This window comes from Thermostichus sp. MS-CIW-25, from assembly GCF_054060015.1.
Genome location: NZ_JBSSCS010000009.1, coordinates 44,024 through 67,653 on the forward strand (window position 1 = coordinate 44,024; position 23,630 = coordinate 67,653).

The 23,630-nt window shown below is 59.4% G+C and carries 20 protein-coding genes; 14 read left to right on the plus strand and 6 right to left on the minus strand.

What is annotated here, in order from left to right; genetic code table 11:
• Positions 1 to 56: 56 nt before the first annotated feature.
• Complete coding sequence (locus ACVWZ1_RS05265; protein WP_457465842.1) at positions 57 to 1,367, minus strand: UbiH/UbiF/VisC/COQ6 family ubiquinone biosynthesis hydroxylase; 1,311 nt, start codon at positions 1,365 to 1,367, stop codon at positions 57 to 59.
• A gap of 323 nt (positions 1,368 to 1,690) precedes the next feature.
• Between ACVWZ1_RS05265 and ACVWZ1_RS05270 the strand changes: the two genes are divergently transcribed.
• From ACVWZ1_RS05270 to recN, 5 genes are all read left to right on the plus strand, one after another.
• The gene (locus ACVWZ1_RS05270) at positions 1,691 to 3,043 is read left to right on the plus strand and encodes a TldD/PmbA family protein (protein ID WP_457465841.1); all 1,353 of its coding nucleotides are present in this window, start codon (positions 1,691 to 1,693) and stop codon (positions 3,041 to 3,043) included.
• A 123-nt stretch (positions 3,044 to 3,166) separates the two neighbouring features.
• A complete protein-coding gene (locus tag ACVWZ1_RS05275; protein ID WP_457465839.1) occupies positions 3,167 to 5,137 on the plus strand; it encodes an alpha-1,4-glucan--maltose-1-phosphate maltosyltransferase in 1,971 nt (656 codons plus the stop codon).
• 53 nt (positions 5,138 to 5,190) lie between these two features.
• Positions 5,191 to 6,660, plus strand: coding sequence for a glutamate-cysteine ligase family protein (locus tag ACVWZ1_RS05280; RefSeq protein WP_457502743.1), 1,470 nt, complete (start codon positions 5,191 to 5,193; stop codon positions 6,658 to 6,660).
• Positions 6,661 to 6,894: 234 nt separating this feature from the next.
• The gene (locus tag ACVWZ1_RS05285; protein ID WP_457502744.1) at positions 6,895 to 7,929 is read left to right on the plus strand and encodes a M14 family metallopeptidase; all 1,035 of its coding nucleotides are present in this window, start codon (positions 6,895 to 6,897) and stop codon (positions 7,927 to 7,929) included.
• Between the two features lie 170 nt (positions 7,930 to 8,099).
• Entirely contained in the window at positions 8,100 to 9,806 is a 1,707-nt protein-coding gene (gene recN / locus ACVWZ1_RS05290) for a DNA repair protein RecN (protein ID WP_457502745.1), read from the plus strand.
• A 45-nt stretch (positions 9,807 to 9,851) separates the two neighbouring features.
• Here recN and ACVWZ1_RS05295 read toward each other — a convergent pair whose 3' ends face one another.
• Both ACVWZ1_RS05295 and ACVWZ1_RS05300 read right to left on the minus strand, forming a co-directional pair.
• Positions 9,852 to 10,559: an ABC transporter ATP-binding protein gene (locus tag ACVWZ1_RS05295; RefSeq protein ID WP_457502746.1), complete on the minus strand. Its 708-nt coding sequence runs from the start codon at positions 10,557 to 10,559 to the stop codon at positions 9,852 to 9,854.
• Positions 10,556 to 11,359 (minus strand): ABC transporter ATP-binding protein, encoded by an 804-nt coding sequence (locus ACVWZ1_RS05300; RefSeq protein ID WP_457502748.1) that lies wholly within the window; start codon positions 11,357 to 11,359, stop codon positions 10,556 to 10,558. Before ACVWZ1_RS05300 ends, ACVWZ1_RS05295 begins: the two co-directional genes overlap by 4 nt.
• Positions 11,360 to 11,678: 319 nt before the next feature.
• On the opposite strand from ACVWZ1_RS05300, the gene ACVWZ1_RS05305 reads away from it, so the two are divergent.
• The 4 genes from ACVWZ1_RS05305 to ACVWZ1_RS05320 all read left to right on the plus strand — a co-directional run bounded on the left by ACVWZ1_RS05305 (position 11,679) and on the right by ACVWZ1_RS05320 (position 16,068).
• Entirely contained in the window at positions 11,679 to 12,932 is a 1,254-nt protein-coding gene (locus ACVWZ1_RS05305; protein ID WP_457502749.1) for an ABC transporter substrate-binding protein, read from the plus strand.
• A gap of 238 nt (positions 12,933 to 13,170) precedes the next feature.
• Entirely contained in the window at positions 13,171 to 13,515 is a 345-nt protein-coding gene (locus tag ACVWZ1_RS05310) for a hypothetical protein (RefSeq protein WP_457465831.1), read from the plus strand.
• A gap of 187 nt (positions 13,516 to 13,702) precedes the next feature.
• Entirely contained in the window at positions 13,703 to 15,634 is a 1,932-nt protein-coding gene (locus ACVWZ1_RS05315) for a BamA/TamA family outer membrane protein (RefSeq protein WP_457502750.1), read from the plus strand.
• Between the two features lie 65 nt (positions 15,635 to 15,699).
• A complete protein-coding gene (locus tag ACVWZ1_RS05320; RefSeq protein WP_457502752.1) occupies positions 15,700 to 16,068 on the plus strand; it encodes a hypothetical protein in 369 nt (122 codons plus the stop codon).
• On the opposite strand, the gene ACVWZ1_RS05325 is transcribed toward ACVWZ1_RS05320, so the two are convergent.
• Positions 16,065 to 17,147: an Mrp/NBP35 family ATP-binding protein gene (locus ACVWZ1_RS05325; protein ID WP_414358250.1), complete on the minus strand. Its 1,083-nt coding sequence runs from the start codon at positions 17,145 to 17,147 to the stop codon at positions 16,065 to 16,067. The genes ACVWZ1_RS05320 and ACVWZ1_RS05325 overlap by 4 nt on opposite strands.
• Before the next feature lie 310 nt (positions 17,148 to 17,457).
• Here ACVWZ1_RS05325 and ACVWZ1_RS05330 point away from each other — a divergent pair, with 310 nt between their 5' ends.
• From ACVWZ1_RS05330 to ACVWZ1_RS05340, 3 genes are all read left to right on the plus strand, one after another.
• On the plus strand, positions 17,458 to 17,619 hold the full coding sequence (locus ACVWZ1_RS05330) for a DUF6464 family protein (protein ID WP_457502777.1): 162 nt from the start codon (positions 17,458 to 17,460) through the stop codon (positions 17,617 to 17,619).
• A 252-nt stretch (positions 17,620 to 17,871) separates the two neighbouring features.
• Positions 17,872 to 18,066 (plus strand): CsbD family protein, encoded by a 195-nt coding sequence (locus tag ACVWZ1_RS05335; protein ID WP_414358245.1) that lies wholly within the window; start codon positions 17,872 to 17,874, stop codon positions 18,064 to 18,066.
• Positions 18,067 to 18,295: 229 nt separating this feature from the next.
• Positions 18,296 to 20,149 carry an alpha-amylase family glycosyl hydrolase gene (locus ACVWZ1_RS05340; RefSeq protein WP_414358244.1) on the plus strand — a complete coding sequence of 618 codons (1,854 nt, stop codon included), beginning with the start codon at positions 18,296 to 18,298 and terminating at the stop codon, positions 20,147 to 20,149.
• 6 nt (positions 20,150 to 20,155) lie between these two features.
• Here the strand turns inward: ACVWZ1_RS05340 and ACVWZ1_RS05345 are convergent, their stop codons facing one another.
• Entirely contained in the window at positions 20,156 to 20,479 is a 324-nt protein-coding gene (locus tag ACVWZ1_RS05345) for a zinc ribbon domain-containing protein (RefSeq protein WP_457502753.1), read from the minus strand.
• Positions 20,364 to 21,500, minus strand: coding sequence for an RNA-guided endonuclease InsQ/TnpB family protein (locus ACVWZ1_RS05350; protein WP_457502754.1), 1,137 nt, complete (start codon positions 21,498 to 21,500; stop codon positions 20,364 to 20,366). Before ACVWZ1_RS05350 ends, ACVWZ1_RS05345 begins: the two co-directional genes overlap by 116 nt.
• Positions 21,501 to 21,639: 139 nt before the next feature.
• On the opposite strand from ACVWZ1_RS05350, the gene ACVWZ1_RS05355 reads away from it, so the two are divergent.
• Positions 21,640 to 22,134, plus strand: coding sequence for an N-acetyltransferase family protein (locus tag ACVWZ1_RS05355; RefSeq protein ID WP_457502756.1), 495 nt, complete (start codon positions 21,640 to 21,642; stop codon positions 22,132 to 22,134).
• A 172-nt stretch (positions 22,135 to 22,306) separates the two neighbouring features.
• Positions 22,307 to 23,623: a competence/damage-inducible protein A gene (locus tag ACVWZ1_RS05360; protein WP_457502757.1), complete on the plus strand. Its 1,317-nt coding sequence runs from the start codon at positions 22,307 to 22,309 to the stop codon at positions 23,621 to 23,623.
• The last annotated feature ends 7 nt before the right edge of the window (positions 23,624 to 23,630 follow it).

Genomic DNA, 23,630 nt, shown 5'->3' on the forward strand with positions numbered 1-23,630 from the left:
GGGGACAAAGGCGGCGGGCGAGGATCTGGGCCCAGCTCTCAACAGTTTGGCCGGATCTAGACAGGCGTAGCCAGAGGTTCCGGGGGTGCAGGGAAAGGGAGCTGCTGCAGTTGGGGTTGGTGGGGGCGGATCCCCATCGCTTGGCGCATCAAGGCAGGCTTGAGCAGCGGCAAAACCTCCAGTCCCCACAGGCCCAGGCGACGCAAGACCAGCAACGGCCAGCTTCGGTTGGAAAAGAGGCGATTGGCAGCATCGGTTGCGAAAAGAACCAGCGCATTTTCTGGGCGGCGACAGCGCTCGTAGGCTTGTAGCAAAGCCGGATCGCCGGGATCCTGGCCTGTCAGTTTGGCTTCGATTAACAGGGTGGCCAAAGCTGCCACGTCCCGCATGCCCAGGTTGGCCCCCTGCCCCCCCAGCGGATGGGTGGTGTGAGCAGCATCCCCCACCAAAGCTAGCCGGGATCCGATGTAGGTTTGGGCATGGGCCCGCTGTGGCTCATAACAGGCTCTGGGAGAGGCCGCCAGCAAGGCTCCCAACTGGGATCCAAAGCAGGGCCGGATGGCCTGCAAAAACTCAGCCTCAGACAAGCCCATCAGCCGATCTCGATCCGCTTGGCGCACTGTCCAGACGACGCAACTGCGATGGGGATCGGAGGTGGGCAAAATGGCGAAGGGACCGCTGACCTGAAAGCGCTCGTAGGCCACCTGCCGGTGAGGATGCTCATGGGTGAGGGTGGAAACGATGCACACCTGTCCATAGCCCCAGCGGGATAACGGGATCCCAGCCTGTTCCCGCAGCCGCGAACGGGCCCCATCTGCAATCACCAGCAAAGCAGCTCGCAGAGTTTGCCGGGATCCCTCCTGGGCCAGCTCTACCCGAATGTGATCTGCTGCAGGGGAGAAACTTTGCGCCTGAGCAGGGCTGAAAAGGGTTACCGAAGGGCACTCGCGAATGCGCTGCAACAGAGCTTTTTGGGTAATTTGATTTTCCACGACGTAGCCCAGCGCCGGCGCTTGGAGCGTTTCGCGGCACAACTGAGCCATCCAGGGGCTTTCCCCATCAGAGACCTGAATGCGGTGAATGGGAGAAACTCCCCAGGCTTCCATGAGGGGCCACACCCCAATTCGCTGCAGAATGCGGGCTGTCCCCAGAGCCAAAGCGCTGGCTCGGCCATCGGGCCCCACCCCCTGCGAGAGATCCCGCCCCTCGATCAGCCCAACACGGATTCCGGCCTGACCCAAAGCGGCTGCCAAGGTGGATCCCACCATCCCAGCTCCGGCAATCACCACCTCGAAGTCCAGTCGCCTTGGCTTGGCTGCTGTCGGAGCAATGGCTAGGGGAGCAGCGGAAGTGGGCAAAAGGCTCATGGGCACTCACGGCAAGTAGGCTTAACTTCCATTCTAGGGTTCCTGCACCCGGCAGGCCGCTAAGGACAAGCGGCAAGTGGGGTCAAAGCGCCACGAGGGATCCCTTTTGATCTCAGCCCCTTTGTTTGCTGCTGCAGGGTGGAATCCCTGTGGGTAGCTCTCTGCTGATTGTTGCCCAGGGGGAGCGGGCCGGAAGGTGCGCACCAGAGTGACGTTGTTGGACGAAGGGGTTGGTGCTGGGATCCCATGGGCCGCAGGGGGCTGGGAAAGGCATCCCTGAGCCATAGCCGATAATAGGACTGTCCTCTTGCCATCTCACTTTTATGCCCAGCTCCATCATTTCCCCGGAAAACCTGCTGGATCTTTGTGAACAGGGTGTACACAAGGCATTGGCTGCTGGAGCCGACCAGGCAGAAGTGTTTGCCAACTCAGGCCGGGAAACGGAAGTCACGTTTGAAAAAAACGACCTGAACCTGGCCCGCAGCAGCAGCGAGACCCTGTTCGGCATTCGGGTTTTCTGTGGCGGCAGGCTGGGCTTTGCCACCTCCAACCGCCCGGAAGAGCTGGCCGAGACGGCGGCTGAGGCTGTAGCCATGGCCAAGGCTTCGCCGGCGGATCCCCTGAACGGGCTGCCGGAGCCCCAACCTCTGCCCCAGGTGCCCTTTGCCCTCGACCCAGGCCTGCTGGAACTGGATGCCGCCACCCTGACCCAGTTGGGATCCCAATTGCTGGAGTGGGTGCGATCCAAAGACCCTCGCATCACCATCGACAGCGGCTCCCTCAGCGTTGAGGAAGAGACCCTGGCTATCGCCTCTTCCACCGGCATCCGCGCCAACCATCACAGCGTGGAAGCGGGGGGCTCCCTCTTTGGCATGGCCATTGATGGGGACGAGGTGGGCAGCTTTGCCTACGACGGCGACAGCGTCCAGAAGCGGGCCGATCTCATCCCAACGCTGGAGCGGGCTTTTGATCGCTTTGTCCAAAAATGTGTGGGGGCGCTGGGGGCTACCGAAGGGGAGAGCTTTCGCGGCCCTATCATTCTCCCTCCAGATGTGGTGGAGGACTTCCTGGGGGATCTCCTCTTTGTCTTGGGGGCAGATGCGGTGCGCAAAGGCAAAAGCCCTCTGGCGCAAAAAATGGGATCCCGGATCGCCAGCCCGTTGCTCACCGTGGTTTCTGAAGGCCTGGGCCTGCCCGGCTACCCCATTGAGCCCTTCGACCGCGAAGGGATCCCTCGCCAAATCACCCCCTTGGTTCACGAAGGGATCCTCTGCAACTTCATGTACAACAGCTACGAAGCTCGCGCTGCCGGGATCCCGTCCAACGGCCATGCCACAGGGGGGGCGGGCAGCCTGCCGGGGGTGGGGCCAGCTTGTTTGAGAGTGGCGCCGGGGACAACCCCCCTGTCTGAGCTGTATGCCATGGAGCGGGGCATTATTGTCACCCGTCTTTCCGGCAGCAGCAACCCCATCACCGGCGACTTTTCCGGGGTGGTGAAAGGGGGCTTCTTGGTCAAAGGCGGCGAAAAACGCCCCATCCTGGAGACCACCATTGCCGGCAATCTCTACGATTGTTTGCGTAATATCTCCGCCATCTCACAAGAGGTGACCGTTTTCAACGGCAGCACGGCTTTTCCTGCTCTGCGCATTGAAGATGTATCGGTAACGGCTGGCTAGTCGCGCCGGCGGGACGGAGTCTTGAATAACTGGGTATCGTGGGGGGCGGACAAGCCTTCCTGACCAGAGGGTGGAGAGTAGCCAGTCTGCGAACAGGCAGGAGACAAACAGAGGGTGGATCCTATGTGGCCAGTAGAGGGTCGGCAGCGCGTCATCATCGAGGCGGTGACACCGGAAATCGACGGCGGGCGCTACGCCATCAAGCGGACGGTGGGAGAGTATGTGGTGGTGGAAGCGGACATCTTCGCCGACGGCCACGATCAGCTCTCGGCGGTGCTCTGTTTTCGCGAGGCCGGTGCAGAGGGTTGGCAGGAGATCTTCATGGATCCCATCGGCAACGACCGCTGGCGGGCCCAATTTCAGGTCACTCAGATCGGCCAAGCTTCTTACCGGATTTTGGCCTGGGTGGATCCCTTCAAAACCTGGCAGCAGGATCTGTACAAGCGGGTGGAGGCCGAGCAGGATGTTTCTGTGGAGCTGCTGATCGGGGCCAAGCTGATCGAGCGGGCCGCCCAACAGCAAAGCGGCGATCGCGGTGGCGGCGCGGAGCACTCTCTGCAGGCAAAGCTGCGCAACTACGCCCAAACACTCCGCCAAGGGGGGGATCCCGCCATAGAAGCAGCCCTATCCCCCACGTTGGGATCCCTGATGCAGGTTTACGGCGAGCGCCCTTTTGTCAGCACCTACCCAGAGCGGCGGGTTTGGGTGGATCCGGTCAAAGCCCGCTTCAGTGCCTGGTACGAGCTGTTTCCCCGCTCCTGTGGCCCCAACGAACACACCCACGGCACCTTCCGAGATGTGGTCGCGCGGCTGCCGCTGATTGCGGAAATGGGCTTTGATGTGCTTTACCTGCCCCCCATCCATCCCATTGGGCGCACCTTTCGCAAGGGCAAGAACAATGCCATGACCGCCGAGCCAGAGGACGTGGGTTCTCCCTGGGCCATCGGCGGGCTGGAAGGCGGGCACAAAGCCATTCACCCCCAATTGGGATCCCTGGCCGACTTTCATCATCTGGTGGCGGAAGCCAAACGGTTCCACATCGACATCGCCCTGGATATTGCCTTTCAATGCTCTCCGGATCACCCCTATGTAAAAGAGCACCCGGAATGGTTTAAAAAGCGGCCCGATGGCAGCATTCAATATGCGGAGAACCCGCCCAAAAAGTATCAGGATATCTATCCCCTCAACTTTGAAACAGAAAACTGGCAAGCCCTTTGGGAAGAATTGAAAGGTGTGATCGAATACTGGATTGACCAGGGGGTCAAGATCTTCCGGGTGGATAACCCCCACACCAAGGCATTCGGCTTTTGGGAGTGGTGTATTGGTCAGATCAAAGCCAAGCACCCGGAGACGATCTTTCTGTCCGAAGCGTTCACTCGCCCAAAACTGATGAAATCGCTGGCCAAGCTGGGCTTTACCCAGTCCTACACCTATTTCACTTGGCGCAACGACAAGTGGGGCCTGACCGAGTATTTCACCGAGCTCACCCAAAGCTCAATGCGGGAGTACTATCGCCCCAACCTGTGGCCCAATACGCCCGATATTTTGAACGAGTTTTTGCAAAAGGGGGGTCGCCCGGCTTTTATGCTGCGTTTGATCCTCGCGGCTACCCTCGGGGCTAGCTACGGCATCTATGGCCCGGCTTTTGAACTCTGCGAAAACCGCCCGCTCCGTCCCGGCAGCGAAGAATATCTGGACTCGGAAAAATATCAAATCCGCCACTGGGATCTGGATGCCCCGGATAACTTGCGGCCTTTGATCCAGCAGGTGAACCGGATCCGGCGACAAAACCCGGCCCTGCAGAGCGACTGGAGCTTGGTGTTTCATCCCACCGACAACGAGGCCCTGATTTGCTATTCCAAGCGCACCTTCAGTGGCGATAACCGCATTTTGGTGGCAGTGAATTTGGATCCTTTCCACATTCAGTCCGGCTGGGTCACCCTCAACTTGGGGGCTCTGGATTTGGAGCATTGGCAAACCTTTAAGCTGACCGATCTGTTGGACGGCCAGCAGTATTCCTGGCAGGGATCCACCAACTACATCAAGTTGGATCCCTGGACGATGCCTGCCCATATTTTTCTCCTGGAGAGCTGAAGACCCTGAGAAGGACAGTACAGTGGTGTCATGCCCTCTGCGGAGTTCTCTCGATGGGCCAGGAGATTGCCTGCCTCAGCTTTGGCGCCGAAGACTTTGCCAAGTTCGCCGCTCAACTCCGGCAAGAGACGGATTTGCTGGAGCGCTGGTTGGCCGGTGCGCCGGGGCTGGATCCGGCTTGTCAGCCCTTTGCCCAGGGATCCCCGGTGGGCGGGTTTGAGCTGGAGGCATGGCTGGTGACCCCTCAGGGAGATCCGGCCCCGATCAACTCAGCCTACCTGGAAGCGGTGAACGATCCGCTGGTGGTGCCGGAACTGGCCCAGTTTAACGTGGAGATCAACAGCCGGCCCCAAGTTTTGACCGGCTTGGCTCTGCGGCAGTTTCAGCAAGAGCTGGGCCAAACGTGGGATCGCTGTTGCCGGGTGGCCGAACACTTGCAGGCGGGGTTGATGATGATCGGGATTTTGCCCACGGTGCAGCAAAAGCAACTGACCTTGGAGATGATCTCCCCCCGCAAGCGTTACCTGGCCCTCAATGAGCAAATCCTGAACTTGCACCGGCGCGAGCAATCCCCAGGGATCCCTTCCCTGGGGCTAGATATCGAAGGACCGGCTGGGCGGTTGCGGGTTACCCACCCGGACATCATGCTGGAGGCAGCCACCACCTCCTTTCAAATCCATCTGCAGGTATCCCCCCAACAGGCGGCCCGTTACTTCAACGCTTCCCTGCTCGTGTCAGCCCCCTTGGTGGCGCTGGCGGCCAATTCTCCCTACCTATTCGGGCACAACCTGTGGGCAGAAACCCGCATCCCTTTGTTCGAGCAGGCCCTAGATGGGCCACCCCCCCTTGCCCCCACCCACCAACCTCGCGTCACCTTTGGGCAAGGCTATGTGCAAGAGTCCCTGATGGAGCTGTTTTGGGAAAATGTGCATCGCTACCCGGTGGTGCTGCCGCAAACGTTGGCCGCCTCTCCCTGGGAGCTGGCCCATCTGCGCCTCCACAACGGCACCATCTGGCGCTGGAACCGACCCCTGATCGGCTTGGATCCGGTTCCCCATCTGCGCATCGAACAGCGGGTGGCGGCGGCAGGCCCAACCCTACCCGATATGATCGCCAATGCGGCCTTCTACTTTGGTCTGGTGCAAGCCTTGGGATCCCAGCCCGTCCCCCCCGAGCAGGAGCTGAGCTTTGCCCAGTGCCGCGCCAATTTCTACACGGCGGCCCGCTGGGGTCTGGAGGCCCCCATCACTTGGCTCAAGGGTTGGCAGGGATCCCTGCGCCAATTGCTTTTGCAAGAGCTGCTCCCCCTGGCCGAGGGAGGGCTGGCCCAACTGAACTTGGCCCAACAGGATATCCAAGTGTATCTGGGCATTCTCCGCGCCCGCGTCGAGTCGGGGCAGAATGGGGCCACCTGGCAGCGCCGCTATGTCGCCCGGCATGGTAAAGATATGCAACAATTAACCTGTGCCTACTGGGAACAGCAGCGGCAAGGCCAACCGGTACACACCTGGGATCTCAGCTAGGGCTCTCTCCACAGCCGGTTGTACCAGCGGTGGGCCACCGCGGCGGCAGGACGGATCCCTGGCCCGCATCTCGAGTGGGCAAACTCTCTCTCAGATGGCCTTGTTGCGACCCGAGCTACCGCAGCGAAACGGTTCATTCGCGACCAAGGACTTCGTTGGACTTCTGCTCCCTCCTACCCCAGGGAGAGAGGCCAGAAGCCAGAAGTTTGAGTCGAGCCTCTTAGCCCAAACAGTATGCTCACCGTTCTCGATCATCTACCGGATCAACTGCTGGATCTAGAGGCCCATCAGCTTTACGACCGATTGGGTGGGCCAACCCTCATCCATCTGCCGGGACGACGGGATCCCGCCCTGTTTGTGTCCGTCCTGCTGCACGGCAACGAAACCACCGGCTGGCAGGCGGTGCGACAGCTTCTCCGCCGCTACAGTCCTCTGCACCGCTGCCGCGAACGGGAATTGCCCCGCTCCCTTTCCCTCTTCATCGGCAATGTTCAGGCAGCCCGTCAAGGACAACGGCGGCTGGACGGCCAACCCGACTACAACCGCATTTGGGGCTCCGGCTCCACCCCCGAACATGCCATGGCCCAGGCCGTCCTGCAGCAAATGCAGCAGCGGGGCGTTTTTGCCAGCGTCGATATCCACAACAACACGGGCACCAACCCCCACTACGCCTGTGTCAATCACCTGGATGCCCCTACCCTGCACCTGGCCACCTTGTTTGGGCGCACCGTCCTCTATTTCACCAAGCCAGAAGGGGTGCAGAGCATGGCCTTCGGGCGCTTCTGCCCGGCGGTGACCCTGGAGTGTGGCAAGCCGGATCAACCCCACGGCACCCAGCATGCCTACGAATTCTTGGAAGCCTGCCTTCACCTGTCGGCGATCCCGCAGCGCCCTGTCTTCCGCCAAGATATCGACCTGTTCCACAGCGTCGCCATTGTCAAAATCCCGGATCAGGTGAGCTTCAGCTTTGGGGAAGAGGATGGCAACCAAGAGGGATCCCCCTCCCACATCCGCTTCCCGCCGGATTTGGATCTCCTCAATTTTCGGGAGCTTCCCCCCCACACCCCCATTGGCTGGACGAACAACGGCTTCCACCTGGAGGTGCAAGACGAGCAGGGCCAAAATGTGGCGGATCGCTTTTTCTATGCCTGCAACGGAGAAATTCGCACCAGCGTGCCCATCATGCCGGGCATGCTCACCCTCAACAGCCGCATCATCCGCCAAGACTGCCTCTGCTACCTGATGGAGCGCTACCCCCTGGCCGGCTGAGCCGGGCTGCCAATTTCCGATCCCCAAACCAGAACGGGTAGTGCTCCGCACCGCTGCGCTAACAGTACCCGTCTACCGAGGGATGGTGGGTACGCTAACGTGGGACAGAGCGACCCCTGCAAGCCCTATCCTGAAAACTGCCAACGGCACGCTGAGCCCACGGGATCCCTATGTTGCGCCTGCTGCGGATCGAGAACTTTGCCCTGATCGAGCAATTGGAGATCCCTTTTCGAGCGGGGCTGAACGTGCTCACCGGAGAAACCGGGGCCGGCAAATCCATCATCCTCGATGCGCTGGATGCAGCTCTAGGAGGTACAGCTCGGGCTCTGCGAACTGGCAGCGAACGAGGTCTGGTGGAAGCGATCTTCAGTCCTAATCCTGAACTGCAAGCCTGGTTAGAACAAGAACAAATCGAACCCCTAGAGGAGGGCCTGGTTTGTAGTCGCGAGCTGGTGTTGCGCAACGGCAAGCTCACCAGCCGCCTGCGGGTGAATGGGGTGCTGGTGAACAAAGCCCAGATGCTCAGCCTGCGGGCCAAATTGGTGGAGATCACCGCCCAGGGGCAAACCGTTCAAATCCAATCTCCGCAAACCCAGCGCCGTTGGCTGGACGATTTTGGCGGCGAAGAGCTGTTGCGAACACGGGCAGAAGTGGCTGCCCTTTACCAAACCTGGAACCATCTGAAAACAGAGGTGGAATCCCGCCAGCAAAGCCAACAACTGCGCCTGCAACGGCTAGACCTACTGGAGTTTCAAGCGCAAGAGCTGGCCGCCCTGCGCCTGGAGGATCCCGACGAAATGGCCAAGCTGGAGCGGGAACGGGAGCGCCTGGCCCACCGCGTGGAACTGCAACAGCAAAGCTACGCAGCTCACCAATTGCTCTATCAAAACGACAGCGGCTCACCGGCCATCGCCGATCTGTTGGGCCAGGTAGAACGGTTGCTCCAGACCATGACCCAGCGGGATCCCGACCTAGCCCCTCTGGCGGAAATGGTCAGCAGCGCTCTCATTCAGGTGGAGGAGGTGGGGCGGGAGCTGGTTCGCTACGGCGAGACGCTGGAGGCGGATCCCGGTCGGTTGAACAAAATTGAACGGCGCTTGGCGCAACTCAGACAAGCCTGCCGCAAATACGGCCCGACCTTGGCCGAGGTGATGGCCCATGCGGAGCGGGTGCAGACGGAGTTGGCCCAACTGCGAGGAGACAACACCGACCTAGAGGAATTGCAGGTGCGGCTGGACAAAGCTGCCCAAGACCTGGAGCGCCATTGCCAGGTGCTCTCTCAACTGCGGCAACAAGCGGCCTGTCAACTGGAAAAGGCCCTCATAGAAGAGCTCAGCCCGCTGGGGATGAGCGCAGTGCAATTCCGGGTGCAGATCCAACCCGGCCCCCCGACGGCAGAGGGGGTGGATCAGGTGAGTTTTTGGATTAGCCCCAACCCGGGTGAGCCTCTTCAGCCCTTGGCCAGCATCGCCTCCGGCGGCGAGATGAGCCGTTTTCTGCTGGCCTTGAAAGCCGTATTCAGCCGCATCGATCCGGTGGCCACCATGGTTTTCGACGAGATCGATACCGGCGTGTCGGGCAAAGTGGCGCAAGCCATCGCCACCAAGCTGCACAGCATTGCCCGAGATCACCAGATCCTCTGCGTCACCCACCAACCCCTGATCGCTGCCTTGGCGGATCACCACCTGCGGGTTCACAAGGTGGTGCACCAAAAACGAACTTCTGTGCGGGTGGAGCTTTTGGGAGAACGGGAACGCCGCGAAGAACTGGCCCAACTCACTGCCGGTCACTCTGCCCAAGAAGCGATGACGTTTGTGGAGGCTCTTCTCAACCAAGCAGCTCAACTGCGCAAGCAGCAACTGGCCAGTCCCGCTTGACTCTCCTCTCCTTTTGTTTTGAGTGAGGGGAGGGGGGTGAGGGCCTCACCCGCCCAAGAACAGCTCCAGCACCTCAGGATTGTTCAACAAGTTGGGGCCAGTATCCTCAAAGCGGTTTTCTCCCGTGGACAAGACATAGCCCCAGTCCGCCATCTTCAGGGCCTGCTTGGCATTTTGCTCCACCATGAGGATGCTGATGCCAAGACGGTTGATCTCTTGCAGGAGGGCGAAGGTCTGTTCTATGTACAGCGGTGACAGGCCGGCGGTCGGCTCATCCAGCAACAACAACTGCGGCTCCACCATCAACGCTCGCCCTATGGCCAGCATCTGCCGTTGTCCACCCGATAGGGATCCCGCCGCTTGGCGTCGTTTCTCTTTCAGGGGTGGAAACAGCTCATAAACCCGCTCCAATTGGGCGGCAGGGTTGTCGCGTCGGATGAAGGCCCCCATCTCCAGGTTCTCTTGCACGGTGAGGGAAGGAAAGACATTGTTGGTCTGGGGCACAAAGCCGATTCCCCGTTGCACCAGTTGCTCAGTGGGCAGGTGGGTGATGTCGGATCCCTGAAACAGCACTCGGCCTGAGCGGATGGTGGCCAAGCCAAATAAGGATTTCAGCACCGTCGATTTGCCGGCTCCATTGGGGCCGATGATCACCACAATTTGCCCGGGGTTCACCTTCAGGTGGATCCCTTTGAGGATGTCCACCCCCCGGTAGCTGCTGTAGAGATCTTGGATGTCCAGCAAAGGGGTCATGAGAGGGATCCCTCCGAAGGCAGAGGGGAGGGCTGGGGTGGCAGCGCCACAGATCCCAAATAGGCCTCCCGCACGGCTGGGTTTTGTTTGATCTCCTCCATGGATCCCTGGGTGAGAACCTTGCCGGCAGCCATGACCACCACGTGGTCGCAGAGACGGGTCACCAGATCCAGATCGTGCTCGATGATGCAGAAGGTGCAGCCGCGCTCGCGGTTGAGATACTCGATAAAACGCATCAAATCCGCCAGCAGAGTGCGGTTGACGCCGGCCCCCGGTTCATCCAGCAGGATCACCCGCGCATCGGTCATCAAGGTACGTCCCAGTTCCAGGAGTTTTTTCTGCCCGCCGGAAAGGGTGATGGCCAGTTGATCCCGCAGATGGATCAGGTTCAGCCGTTCCAGAACCTCTTCCGCCCGAGCTTGCAGGTTGCGTTCTTGTCGTTGCACCCGCCGCCAACCGAACCAAGTGGCGAACAGGTTTTCCCCTATCTGGTTGGGGGGAACCACCATCAAGTTCTCCAAGACGGTCATGCGGCCAAACTCCCGCGGGATCTGAAAGGTGCGCACCAGCCCTCGACGGAACAGATGGTGAGGGGGCAGGCCGGTGATGTCTTCCCCATCTAGCCAGATGCGCCCGCTGCTGGGCCGAATAAACCCGGCGATGATGTTAAAGAGCGTGGTCTTCCCTGCCCCATTCGGGCCGATCAAGCCCGTAATCCGACCGGTTTCGATGCGGAAGGAACAGTGATCCACCGCGCTAATGCCGCCAAACCGCTTGGAGATGTCGTCGATAACAATCACGCCGCTGCCTTGGGAAAACCCCGCCGACCGATGAGTTCAGTATTTCTCAAAATATAATGAGCCCAATGGCCGAGTTTGCCTATTATCCTTCCTGGATTCCTACAGGGGCAACTGCCTTTGGAGGCCGCAGCCAGCCCTACAGCAGCCAAGGAACGGGCGAGATCCTGAGTCTGGCCCGCCTGTTTCCCGGAGCCATCTTTTCTTGAGGGAGTGGGGAACGCTTTGAGGTGAGCCAACGTCTGACTGCTACGGTTCAACACTTGCTTGACTTTTGGGATCTGAGTTCTACTTTCTCTTCCCTCATAGGAGGTTGTTGGTTATGTCTCCCATGAACAAACTCACCCGACGGGCCTTTGCGGCGGCGGCTGCCCTGACGGCTGCTGCTCTTGCCACCACTCTGCTGCCCAGCACGGCTCAGCAGGCCACTCAGGGGCCGGTCAAAATCGGGGCCTTGATGTCTCTTACCGGGGATCTGCAGGCCTTCGGGGAAAACTGCCTCAAAGGGATCAAGCTGGCGATTGACCAAATCAACGCCGCCGGTGGCATTTTGGGATCCCCTGCCCAAGTGGTCGAAGCGGATGACCAGACGTCGGCTCAGCCGGCTATCGACGCAGCTCAACGGTTGGTCACCGTGGAGAAGGTGGCCGGCATCATCGGCGCCTTGGGCAGCGGCATCACCATTCCGGTGGCCACGACGGTCACGGTTCCCAATCGGATCCCGCAAATTTCCCCGGCTTCCACCGCTCCTACCATTACCACTCTGGAGGACAACGATTTTCTGTTTCGCACGGTTCCTTCCGATGCCTATCAAGGGGTAGCCCTGGCCCAGATCACCCGTGAAGAGAAGCTGGAGCGCCTGGCCATTATTTACATTAACAACGACTACGGCCAGGGCCTGGCCGACAGCTTTAAGACGGCTTTTGAAAAGCGGGGCGGCACCATCACCAAGTCGGTTCCCTACGAGCCCGGCAAGGCTTCCTATCGCAGTGAGCTGACCCAACTGAAGGAAGGGGATCCCCAGGCATTGGTGCTGATCGGCTACCCCGAAAACGGTGTGGTCATTTTGCGGCAAGCTTTGGAAGAAGGACTATTTGACCGCTTTGTCTTCACCGATGGCATGCGCTCTCCCGACGTGGCAGCCCAGGTGGGAGCCGAAAAGCTAGAGGGATCCATCGGCGTTTCGCCTCAGGCCCTCACCGATAGCAAGGCTTACCAAATCTTTGCCGAAGCCTACAAAGCCGCCTACGGGGAGCTGCCCCCCACCCCCTACATCGACACCGCCTACGATGCCGCTTTTGTCCTGGCTCTGGCCATTCAGAAAGCCGGCAGCACCGATGGCACTGCTGTTCGGGATGCTTTGCGGGAAGTGGCCAATCCCCCCGGCACCGAGATCCTGCCCGGAGAGTGGGCCAAGGCGGTGGAGCTGATCGGCAAAGGGGAAGACATCTTCTACACCGGCGCCTCTGGATCCATCAACTTCGATGAGAATGGGGAGGTGGCCGGCACCTTTGCCCACTGGACTTTCCAGGGGGGGAATGTGGTCGATCTGAAGGTGTTTGAGCCGGAGAGCTGATTTTCCCCTACGGCTCCTGAGCGGGGGCCGGTTTCTCCTTCCGAGCTCAATTGAGACGATATAAGTAAGACGGGCCTGCACAGAGTACTCTCTGCAGGCCTTTTTGTGGGTTTGGGCCGCGCGGCTGTACGTCCCCAGCAGGGATCCCTCCCCATCACGTAGCTTTTTTTGCGGCAACTCAGCGGAGGGCAAAGCAGGCTAAAGTGTCGGCATCCTGGCGTCTTGTGGAGAATCCTCGATGTTGTCCACCCAACTCCTCCTCCCCGGAGTGGCAGCTCTGCTCGGCTTCGGGTTTGCTCCAGCCGTCCTGGCTCAGACTTCCCACACCCAGCAGATGGCGATCCTGAACGGCAACGCCACCACCCTGCAAAGCAACGTCCTGCAAAACACCGTCCTGATCCTGCCCAACGTTCCCCCACAACAGTACGCCGACAGTTGGGGCTGGAGGAGCAGCCGCTCTTTGCCTCCCACTCCTGCTCCCATCACCGTCGTCATCCTCAACTTCCAAGTCAACCTAGCTGCCGAGGAAGTCGAGCCGAGGTCTTGCGGCCAGCGCTGTAGGGGATCCCTGCGCCTGCCTTGAGCGGGGGAGGCTGCTTTTTGCACTCCAGACTGCCCAAGTCCGCAATCCGGTTCGCGGCCACGCTCGGATCTGGGTGGATGGGGATTGATATAATCCAGGGCAATTGTCCGCTGCTGGGCGGCAGAGGGTTTTAACGCAAGCTTGGCCCGGCTCTGCAATCTTGCTTTTTGGTGTGCGAGGGATCCCCATGAATCGTTCCAGGCAACTTCGCCCTTGGCTAACTTCAGCGCTCACCCGCGGGATGGTGCTCAGCACCGCTTTTGCCCTCGCTGGAGCGTTGCGTAGCGATCTGCTGATGGGATCCCCGGCTTGGGCGCAATCGGTTCCTCAGCCCGGCACCCTCGACCTGCGCACCGGTGGCGACACCCCCGCCCAGCCCTCCCCCACCCCACCCCCCACTGCCGGCGAGCCAGAAGTGTTGGTAGCGGAGGTAGTGGTTGAGGGCACTGAAGATCCGGAGCTGATCAACCGGGTTTACAGCGTCATCCGCACCCGCGCCGGCGAGGTTTCCACCCGATCCCAGTTGCGGGAAGACATCAATGCCGTGTTTGCCACCGGATTGTTTGCCGATGTGCGGGCAGTGCCTTCCGATACGCCTTTGGGGGTGCGGGTCACCTTTGAGGTCAAGCCCAACCCAATCCTGAAAGCCGTGCGCACGGAAGGGGCGAAAGTTCTGGATCCGGAAGTGCTGCGGGCCGCCTTTGCCGACCAGGAAGGGCGGGTGCTCAACTTCGGCGAGCTGCAACTGGCTGTGGCCGAGATCGAGCAGTGGTACGCCAATAAGGGTTACGTGCTGGCCAAAGTGACGGATGTGCGCTCCTCTGAAGACGGCACCATCACCCTGGAAATCGCCGAAGGGGTGATCGAGGACATTCGCGTTCAGGGCAACACCAAAACCCGCGACTTCATCATCACCCGCGAGCTGAAGTCCAAGCCGGGGGATGTGTTTAACCGCAACCAAATCCAGGAAGACCTGCAGGCGGTTTTTAATCTCAACCTGTTTCAAGATGTGAATGTGGGGCTCAACCCCGGCCAGGATCCCGACAAGGTGGTGGTGGTGGTGAACGTGGAAGAACGTCGCACCGGTACCTTGGGCGGCACCATCGGCGTTAGCTCCGCCACAGGGGTCTTTGCCGGCCTCAACGTCTCCGAACAAAACTTGGGCGGCAACAACCAAAGTGCCAGCTTCAACGTGCAGGTGGGCACCAACGAAACCCTCTTCGACTTAAACTTCACCGACCCGCGGATTGCCACGCTGGACATTCCCACCTCCTACAACGTCAACATCTCCAACCAGCAGAGCTCCAGCTTTGTCTTTAATGAGGGATTCACCCTGCCCAATGGGGATCCCGTGCGCATCAACCGTCTTGGTGGCGGGGTGACTTTCTCTCGCCCGATTGGGGGCAATTGGCGGGCCAGCTTGGGCACCCGCATCCAATTTGTAGAAGCTCGCAACAGCAACGGGGAGCAGCAGCGCTTCGATGTGCTGGGCAACCCGATTACCTTCAGCGAGAGCGGCCAAGACAGCTACACCACCCTGCGCCTCGGCCTCATCAACGATACCCGCGACAACCCCAACAGCCCCAGCCAGGGCTCGGTCTTTCGCATCTCCACAGAACAGTCGGTACGTCTGTTTCAAAATGGCTTGAATGCCAACCGCCTCGAGGCCGGCTACAGCCAGTTCATTCCCGTCAACCTGTTTGAAACCCGCAGCGAGCGACCGCAGGTATTGGCCTTTGATGTGCGAGCAGGCACGACCATCGGCGACTTGGCTCCCTACGATGCTTTCCCCATCGGTGGGGGCAGCTCGGTGCGGGGCTTTTTCGAGGGGGGTATCGGTTCCGGTCGCAGCTTTGCTACGGCAACCGCCGAGTTGCGCTTTCCCATTTTCGACCCGGTGGGGGCAGTGGTCTTTGCCGACTACGGCACCGATTTGGGCAGTGGAGCTGCCGTGGCCGGCAATCCTGCCCTGGTGCGCAACAAGCCGGGCAGTGGTTTGGGGCTGGGGGTCGGCATTCGCATCCAATCTCCCTTGGGGCCGTTGCGCATCGACTACGCGGTTGGGCAAGGCGGAGCCGGCCAAGGTCAACTGCACTTCGGCATTGGCGAGAAGTTCTAACTTGGCCGTGGATCGGCTGCCGGCTTGCTATGGTGGGAGCAGGTGCTCGTCAGTGGAAGCAACCCATGAAACAGCAACTTGGCCAATCGTTCCGCGGCGGATCCCTGGCGCTCCTGCTGGGCCTCAGCTTAGCCCTGGCAGGGTGTGGGCCACTGGCGCGGCTGGGCATCGGCACAACCCCCATCGCCCAGATCGAACAAAATCCCTCCCGCTACACCAATGTGTATATCCGCGGTCGCGTGGTCAACCAGATAGGAGTGTTCGGCCAGGGCGTGTATGAGATCCAAGACAACAGCGGCTCCCTCTGGGTCATCACCGACAAGGGGCTGCCGGCCATGAACAGCACAGTGACCGTGCGCGGTAAAGCCCAAGAGGGGATTGTGGTGGGGGGACGCAGCTTCGGGGTCTCGTTGGTGGAAGCAGAGCGCTTCTAGCCTGCCCCCAAAGCCAACATGGAAACGCGGCCTGCCAAGGTTTTGGCAATCTGCTTCAAGGCCCGGGCTGAAGCCGACTCAGGTTGGCCGATGACAATAGGCGTACCCATATCTCCCCCTTGGCGCAGGGCAATCTCCAACGGGATCCGCCCCAGCAAAGGGATCCCCAGCTCGCGGGCCGTGGTCTCTCCCCCTTCTGAGCCGAAAATATCGTACTGGCGATCCGGCAGGTCGGGCGGGACGAAGTAGCTCATGTTTTCCACAATGCCCAGGATGGGCACCCCCAACTGCCGAAACATGTTCAAGCCCTTGCGGCTGTCCAGCAGGGCCACCGATTGGGGCGTGGTGACGATCACAGCTCCTGCCAGCGGCACTGCCTGAACCAGGGTCAACTGAGCATCGCCGGTGCCGGGGGGCATATCCACAACCAAGTAGTCCAACTCTCCCCACTGCACCTGATAGAGGAATTGCCGGATCACCCCGTTCAACATCGGCCCCCGCCAGATCACCGGCTGATCCCGCCCCACCAAAAGGCCCATCGACACCATCTTGACGCCGTAATTTTCCAGGGGGAAGATATCCTCGCCGCCGTCCTCCCGTTTTTGCACAACCAGAGACCGATCCTGCAGGCCCAACATCAGCGGCACATTGGGGCCGTAAATGTCGGCATCCAGTAGCCCCACCCGGGCCCCGCTTTGGGCCAGCGCCACCGCCACATTCACCGACACCGAGGTTTTGCCCACGCCCCCCTTGCCGCTGGAAATGGCGATGATGTTGCGCACACCGGGGATGGACTGGCGATCCGGCAGGGAAGGGGAACGGGGGGTTTCCGCCGTTACCGTGACATCAATGGCTTCGATGGGGGTCAACCGGCGGATGGCAGCTTTGCACTCCTCCACAATGAATTCCCGCAAAGGGCAGGCCGGCGTGGTCAGTACCAGGGTAAAGGCCACTCGCCCAGGCTCGACGCGAATATCCCGGATCATGTTCAGTTCCACCAGGCTGCGGCGCAGCTCCGGATCTTGAACAGGGCGCAACGCCTCAAGGATGGCGGCAGCATCAAGGGTGGAGGTTGTCATGGGATCCAAAGGCTGAGTGGGTCAGTCCATATTTCACTCTAATCGGTTTTTCTGCTGGGTTCTCGCCGGCTGAGCAGGACGGTTGCAAAACTGGCCACCGCCTTAGCTCGACCGAAATAGGCTGGCCTAGGCTGATCTGTGTCGGAAGAGAATACCTTTAACAGGCAAGGGGAGGAGGGCAATCGTGCAGGCGCTGGTCATGGGGGTTGGTTTGTGGTTAGGGCTGACGTTCTTGGCCCAGTTGATCCCTCTGCTGGAAAAGAGTGGATCCCGTCGCTTCTCAATCTGGAACGAGCGTGCTCATCGGGCCATGCCAACTCTCTCTTGTGACTCGCCCTGGGATCCCTCCTGCCGCTACTTTTCTCGGTCACCCCACCTGCCCTGCGCAGTGAACCCTCTGGGCCCCTGCCGTTGTCCCCACTACGCCGCGCTCCCAAAGAACTCCGCCCATCAGCCGTCGGACAATCGGTAGCCTGTGGCCCATTGGGGACATCGGGGAGATGAATTTTGGCGCCAGCTGAAGCGGGTGAGTTGCGGGCCGGCAGGGATCCGCTTGAAGAGTGTGGCCAAAAGCAGACCGGAACGGTGCCCATGAGAGCACTCCCAGTCTGAGGATTCTGTGCTAGCATCTCCGCCGTGAGCACTTGCGCAATTGAATTGCAGGTTTATCGATTCAAAAGGCGTGCGAGCTGCTCGGTGTTATCAAGAGCTAGGAGGTACATCTGTGAGTATTCAAGACCGGATTGAAGCTACGGCCAAGAATATCGAGGGCAAGATTCAAGAAGCAGTGGGGGAGCTCACAGGGGATGAAAAGCAAAAACTAGAGGGCAAGGCCAAGCAAATGGAGGCTGCAGCTCAGCATGCCAAGGAAGATCTGAAAGATGCGGTGAAAGAGGGTATAGACAACCTTTTGGGTTAATTGGGTTGAGCAGATTGAGTCGCTCAGCGGAGCGAGCCTTCTGATGCAGGCACAACCTTCACTTGTTCACTTTGCGTAAAGAATGCTTTGAAGTTTGAGGATTGGCAACAGAAGCATCCTCTTCTGGGCTAAGGGCTAGAGGTAAAAGCTGGACTTGCAGCAGCCTCTGGCCTTTTTCAGTTTGTGTTCGTGTCTGTTGAGCTGTTTTTAAGGTGGGAGGGCTGCTTTTATGGAAACACTGAACCGGCGAGCGGATATTGTTGAGCCTTCAGAATCCTCTGGGGATCTGGAGTTTCTCTACACTCGCGACATTGAGTTCCGTCAGGAAACAATCTACTTTTTGGTGGTGGATCGTTTTTTTGATGGGGATCCGGAAAATAACGAAGGGCCGAACCCAGAACTTTATGATCCTCAAAGGCAAGACTGGGGCAAATACTGGGGTGGAGATCTACAAGGGGTAATCGACAAGCTGGACTATCTGCAACAGATGGGGATCACAGCCATTTGGCTCACGCCTTTGTTCGAGCAAGTGGAGCGATTGTTTATTGAAAGTGCAGCGATGCACGGCTACTGGACGAAAGACTTTAAGCGCATCAACCCACGCTACATCGCCAAAGGGGAGGATCCCTCGCTCAACAATCCGGCCCCTACCACTTTCGATCGGCTCATTGCGGAGATGCACAAGCGCAAAATGAAGCTCGTGCTGGACATTGTTTGCAACCACAGCAGCCCGGATACAGGGGGCGTCAAAGGTCAGTTGTTCGACGATGGGAAGCTCATTGCCGATTTCAACAACGATGTAAACCATTGGTACCACCACTACGGCGAAGTGACGAACTGGGAAGATGAGTGGCAGGTGCAAAATTGCGAGTTGGCCGGACTGGCGACGTTTAACGAAAACAATCCCGACTATCGCAACTACATCAAGTCCGCCATCAAGCAGTGGTTGGATCGAGGGGTGGATGCTCTGCGGGTAGATACTGTCAAGCACATGCCCATCTGGTTTTGGCAGGAGTTCAATGCCGATATCCAAACCCACAAGCCGGATGTTTTTGTTTTTGGAGAGTGGATCTACAGTGGCCCAGATGTGGAAGCTTCGGTGCAGTTTGCCAACCATTCCGGCATGACGATCCTGGATTTTGGCCTGTGCATGGCTATTCGGGCAGCTTTGGGGCAGGGGGCTGCTGAGGGCTTTCGCCTCGTCGATGACGTCATCGCCAAAGATTATCGCTACAACGGGGCTACAGAGCTGATCACCTTCATCGACAACCACGACATGTGCCGCTTCCAAACCCTAAACCCGGATCCGGAAATGCTGGCGGTGGCAATCGCCATTATCATGACCAGCCGTGGGATCCCTTGTATTTACTACGGCACCGAACAATACCTGCACAACGACACCGATGGGGGCAACGATCCCTACAATCGCCCGATGATGGAAAGCTGGGATCCCAACTCTCCACTTTATCGGCAGATTCGCCTGCTATCGGGGTTGCGCCGTCTCAACCCGGCGGTATCTTTGGGCAGCCAGTGGCGCAAATATCTGACAGAGGAGGTTTGGTGCTATACCCGTCGTTATCGGGATAGCCGCTGCTTTGTTGCCCTCAATCGGGGGGAGGCCACCCACCTGGAGCAGGTGGACACCGAATTTCCCGATGGGGAGCACACCTGTATCCTGACTCGCCAGAAGTTTACGGTCAAAGAGGGGAAGATCCACGGTTTGGATTTGCCCACCCGCGGAGTAATCGTCCTTAGCCATGTGGGAGAGCGAGTCAAGGGCCAGGTGATCGTGCGGGCCCAACTGAATGGGGTAAATACCCAACCGGGGGAATGGATTGTGGTCATCGGGGATTGCCCAGAGTTGGGCTATTGGGACATTGCTCGGGGCTACCCGCTGGAATACATCAACGCCAACACCTGGTTTGGGGAGATCCCTTTCAACGAAAGCGCCGGTAAAGCCATTGCCTACAAGTACGTTCTGCTGCGAGAGGGTCGTTCGCCGATCCGAGAAAACCTGGTAGCCCGCCGCTGGTTGCTGGCCGCCGAGGGAACGGTCAAGTGGCGGGATCGGTGGGCCGGTTGAAATGAACTACCCCACCGCATAGGCGGATGGGGTTTCCCCATCCCCTTGACGGCAGGATTTTAGTCTCTTCCTCTGCCCCAGTTGCTTCATAGCCCCACAGGACTTTGAAGTAGAGCTGAAGCATCCAAGACTCACGAGGCTGGTTCCCAACCCCGGTTGCCGATTAGTGGCAACGTTGTACATCACCATCACCGAGCCCCGATCCCTCGGTACCTCAAACCCACAACCAGAGCAGACATGATAGCGGTTGCTCAAGTCCGCCCACTCCTTGTGGACTGCCCCACATTGGGGACAGCGTTGGCTCGGTTTGAGGGTCTGAGTGGGAAGCATGAGAACTAAACCCCCTTTCTGCTCGATTTTGTAGGTAATCATCTGGTTCAATGTACCGAACCCCACCGACAGAATAGACTTGTTTAGCCCTGCCTTGCGCTTCCCACCCTTGCGGGTCATCCCTTTGACATGCAGCTTCTCCGTTACGCCGTTCGCCTATGGCGGCGCGGAGCGCTTTGTCATAACGACAAGCTATCTCTGACGTCACTTTGTGTTGCCAGTCTTTGCGCTGACGAGCAACTTTGGCTTTGAGTTGCGCTTCCCGCCGGTGGGTTTTCTTCCACCTTCTGGAAGCCTTTATGCCCTTTTTAGGGGCACGCTTTCTCCGCTTCAACTTGGCAAGCTTGCGTATTTTCGCCTCACTTCTCTGAGTAAAGCGAGGGTTAGTAATCTCCTGAAACTCCGCCCCGTCAAACAGGGTCAGGGCGGTCTCTGTACCCAAGTCATAGGCAACGATGGACTCATATCGCAAACTTGACTTCGACCCAAACTCAGGCTCTGGTATGGCAACCTCAACCGTAAGCGAAGCGAACCACTGCCGCCGGGACGGCTTGTAGACAAGGGTCAGCGTTGTTGGCACGCCCCAATGCTTGGCTTGACCGCGCATTTTCAGCGTAATGCCCAAGTCATTGAGTGTGACCGTGCCATGCTTTCCCGTGCTGTTGACCTTCCACCCCGACCGGGCAGGATACGTCCAGCCTGAATACCGGCGAATGGACTTGAACCTCGGCTTCCTACTCAGTCCTTGGAAAAACCGTTGGTAAGCCCAATCCACCCGTTTCACTGTAGCCTGCAAAGTTTGGGAGTTCAGTTGGGCAAACTCCCCCCACACCTGCTTGAATTCGGGGAGTAGGTTCTGCTGTTCCAGGTAGGTCACCGTTCGGCGGTGGAGGTGGTACTCGGTTTCCCGATGGGCAATGCAAGCATTGTAAAGATAACAGTGCAGGCGACGGGCCTCAAACAAAGCCTTTTCCTGTGCTTTGCTGGGATACAGTCGAAAGGTCTGCCTTCTGGTTGCCATATGCGTTATCCTACCCCCACCTGTCCTAGTTCTGAGTGCTCCACAAATCCAGTGGCGCTATCCATCCCCACTCTATAGAGGGTGGGGAATTCCGGGCGTTTTGTTAAACTTGAGCTTGCTTGAACTTGTCGGGCAAGTTATGGAAATTCGCCCTGCCACCGCCTTGGACGTGCCTGTTCTATTTAATCTCATTTGCGCTTTGGCTGAATATGAGAAGCTGAGCCACTTGGTAACGGGATCCGCCGATCTGTTGCACCACTACTTGTTCGGCCCAGAAGCCTTTGCCTCGGCATTGCTGGCAGAAGTGGAGGGGCGAGCGGTGGGCTTTGCTCTCTATTTCCGCAATTTTTCCACGTTCCTGACCCGACCAGGGATTTACCTTGAGGATCTGTTCGTGTTGCCGGAGTTTCGCGGCAGAGGCATTGGCAAAGCGCTCTTGGCGCGGGTGGCTCAGGAGGCGGTGGCCAAAGGATATGGGCGGCTGGAGTGGATGGTTTTGGATTGGAATCAGCCGGCGATAGAGTTCTATCGACGCATGGGTGCCCAGCAACATCCCGAATGGATTCTCAACCGCGTGGTGGGTGCTGATTTGGAGGCTCTGGCTCGGCTGGCTGAGGATCCCCATCGAGCTTGAGTGTGCCTTCTGTGGGGTAGTCGGCGCGGAAATTTTCTCAGAGCGGGAGAGGGAAGTGAAAACCCGCCGGCTGTCTCACCGCAATTGGGAATGGCCGACGACCAGCCGGAAATCTGGGGGCCGAGACCTCTTGTATACTTTTCTTGCGGCTGAGCTGAGCTCGAGGCCAAGCATGATCCCACCGCAAACCGCTATTCCCCAGGGAGCTGAGATCCTCTGCATTGGCACGGAATTGCTCTTGGGAGAGATCACCAATACCAATGCCCAGTACTTGGCAGCCGAGTTGGCGCAACTGGGGATCCCCCACTATTACCAAACGGTGGTGGGGGATAACGAGGCCCGCATTCACCACGCGCTGGAGGTGGCCTGTGGTCGTTCCAGCTTGATTCTGATCACCGGGGGTTTGGGGCCGACGCCGGACGATCTCACCCATGAGGCGCTGGCTTCCTTTTTTGGGGCGGAGATGGTGGAGCACCCCCAAGTGTGGGAAGAGATCCTGCAAAAGTACGGGCAGCGGGGCCTTGTGCCCTCGCCGAGCAATCGCAAGCAGGCTTTTCTGCCCCGGGGAGCGAGGGTGTTGCCCAACCCGCTTGGCAGCGCCTGTGGCCTCATCTGGCAGCCCCGGCCCGACCTGCACATTCTCACCTTCCCTGGGGTGCCGCGGGAGATGCAACACATGTGGCGGGAGACCGCCGTGCCTTATCTGCGCTCCATCGGCTGGGGAAAAGAGGTGTTCTACAGCCGGGTACTGCGCTATTGGGGCATTCCCGAATCGACGCTGGCCGAACGGCTGGGATCCCTGTTGGCGGGGGAAAACCCTACGGTGGCTCCCTACGCCAGCCAAGGGGAAGTGCGCCTGCGGGTGACCGGACGTGCTCCCAGTCGTGAAGAGGCCCAAGCCTTGATCGCCCCGGTGGTGGAGCAGATTTTACAGATTTCTGGAGAAGACTACTTCGGCAGCGATGACGCCACCTTGGCCGGTGTGGTGGGGGAGCTGTTGCTGCAACGGGGTCAAACTCTGGCGGTGGCAGAATCCTGCACCGGCGGGCTGCTGGGGCAGTTGGTGACCGAGATCCCGGGCAGCTCCCGCTATTTTGTGGGGGGGATCGTGGCCTACGACAACCGCATCAAGGAGCAGCTTTTACAGGTGAATCCGGAAACCCTGCGACAGCAAGGGGCTGTCAGCGAGGCGGTGGCCGCCCAAATGGCGCTGGGGGCCAAGCAAGTCCTGGGCTCCAACTGGGCCTTGAGCATCACCGGCATTGCCGGGCCAGAGGGAGGCACCGCCACCAAGCCAGTCGGTCTTGTGTATCTGGGTTTGGCGGATCCGCAAGGGAAGGTGGAAGTACACGAGTACCGGTTTGGCAGCCTGCGCGGCAGAGAGGGGGTGCGTTGGTGGAGCGCCCAGACGGCTCTGGATCGCTTGCGGCGGCGCTTGCTCCACCACCCCCTTCAGGGGGGATCCAGTCTCTCGGGGTTGGATCCCTGAGTAAGCT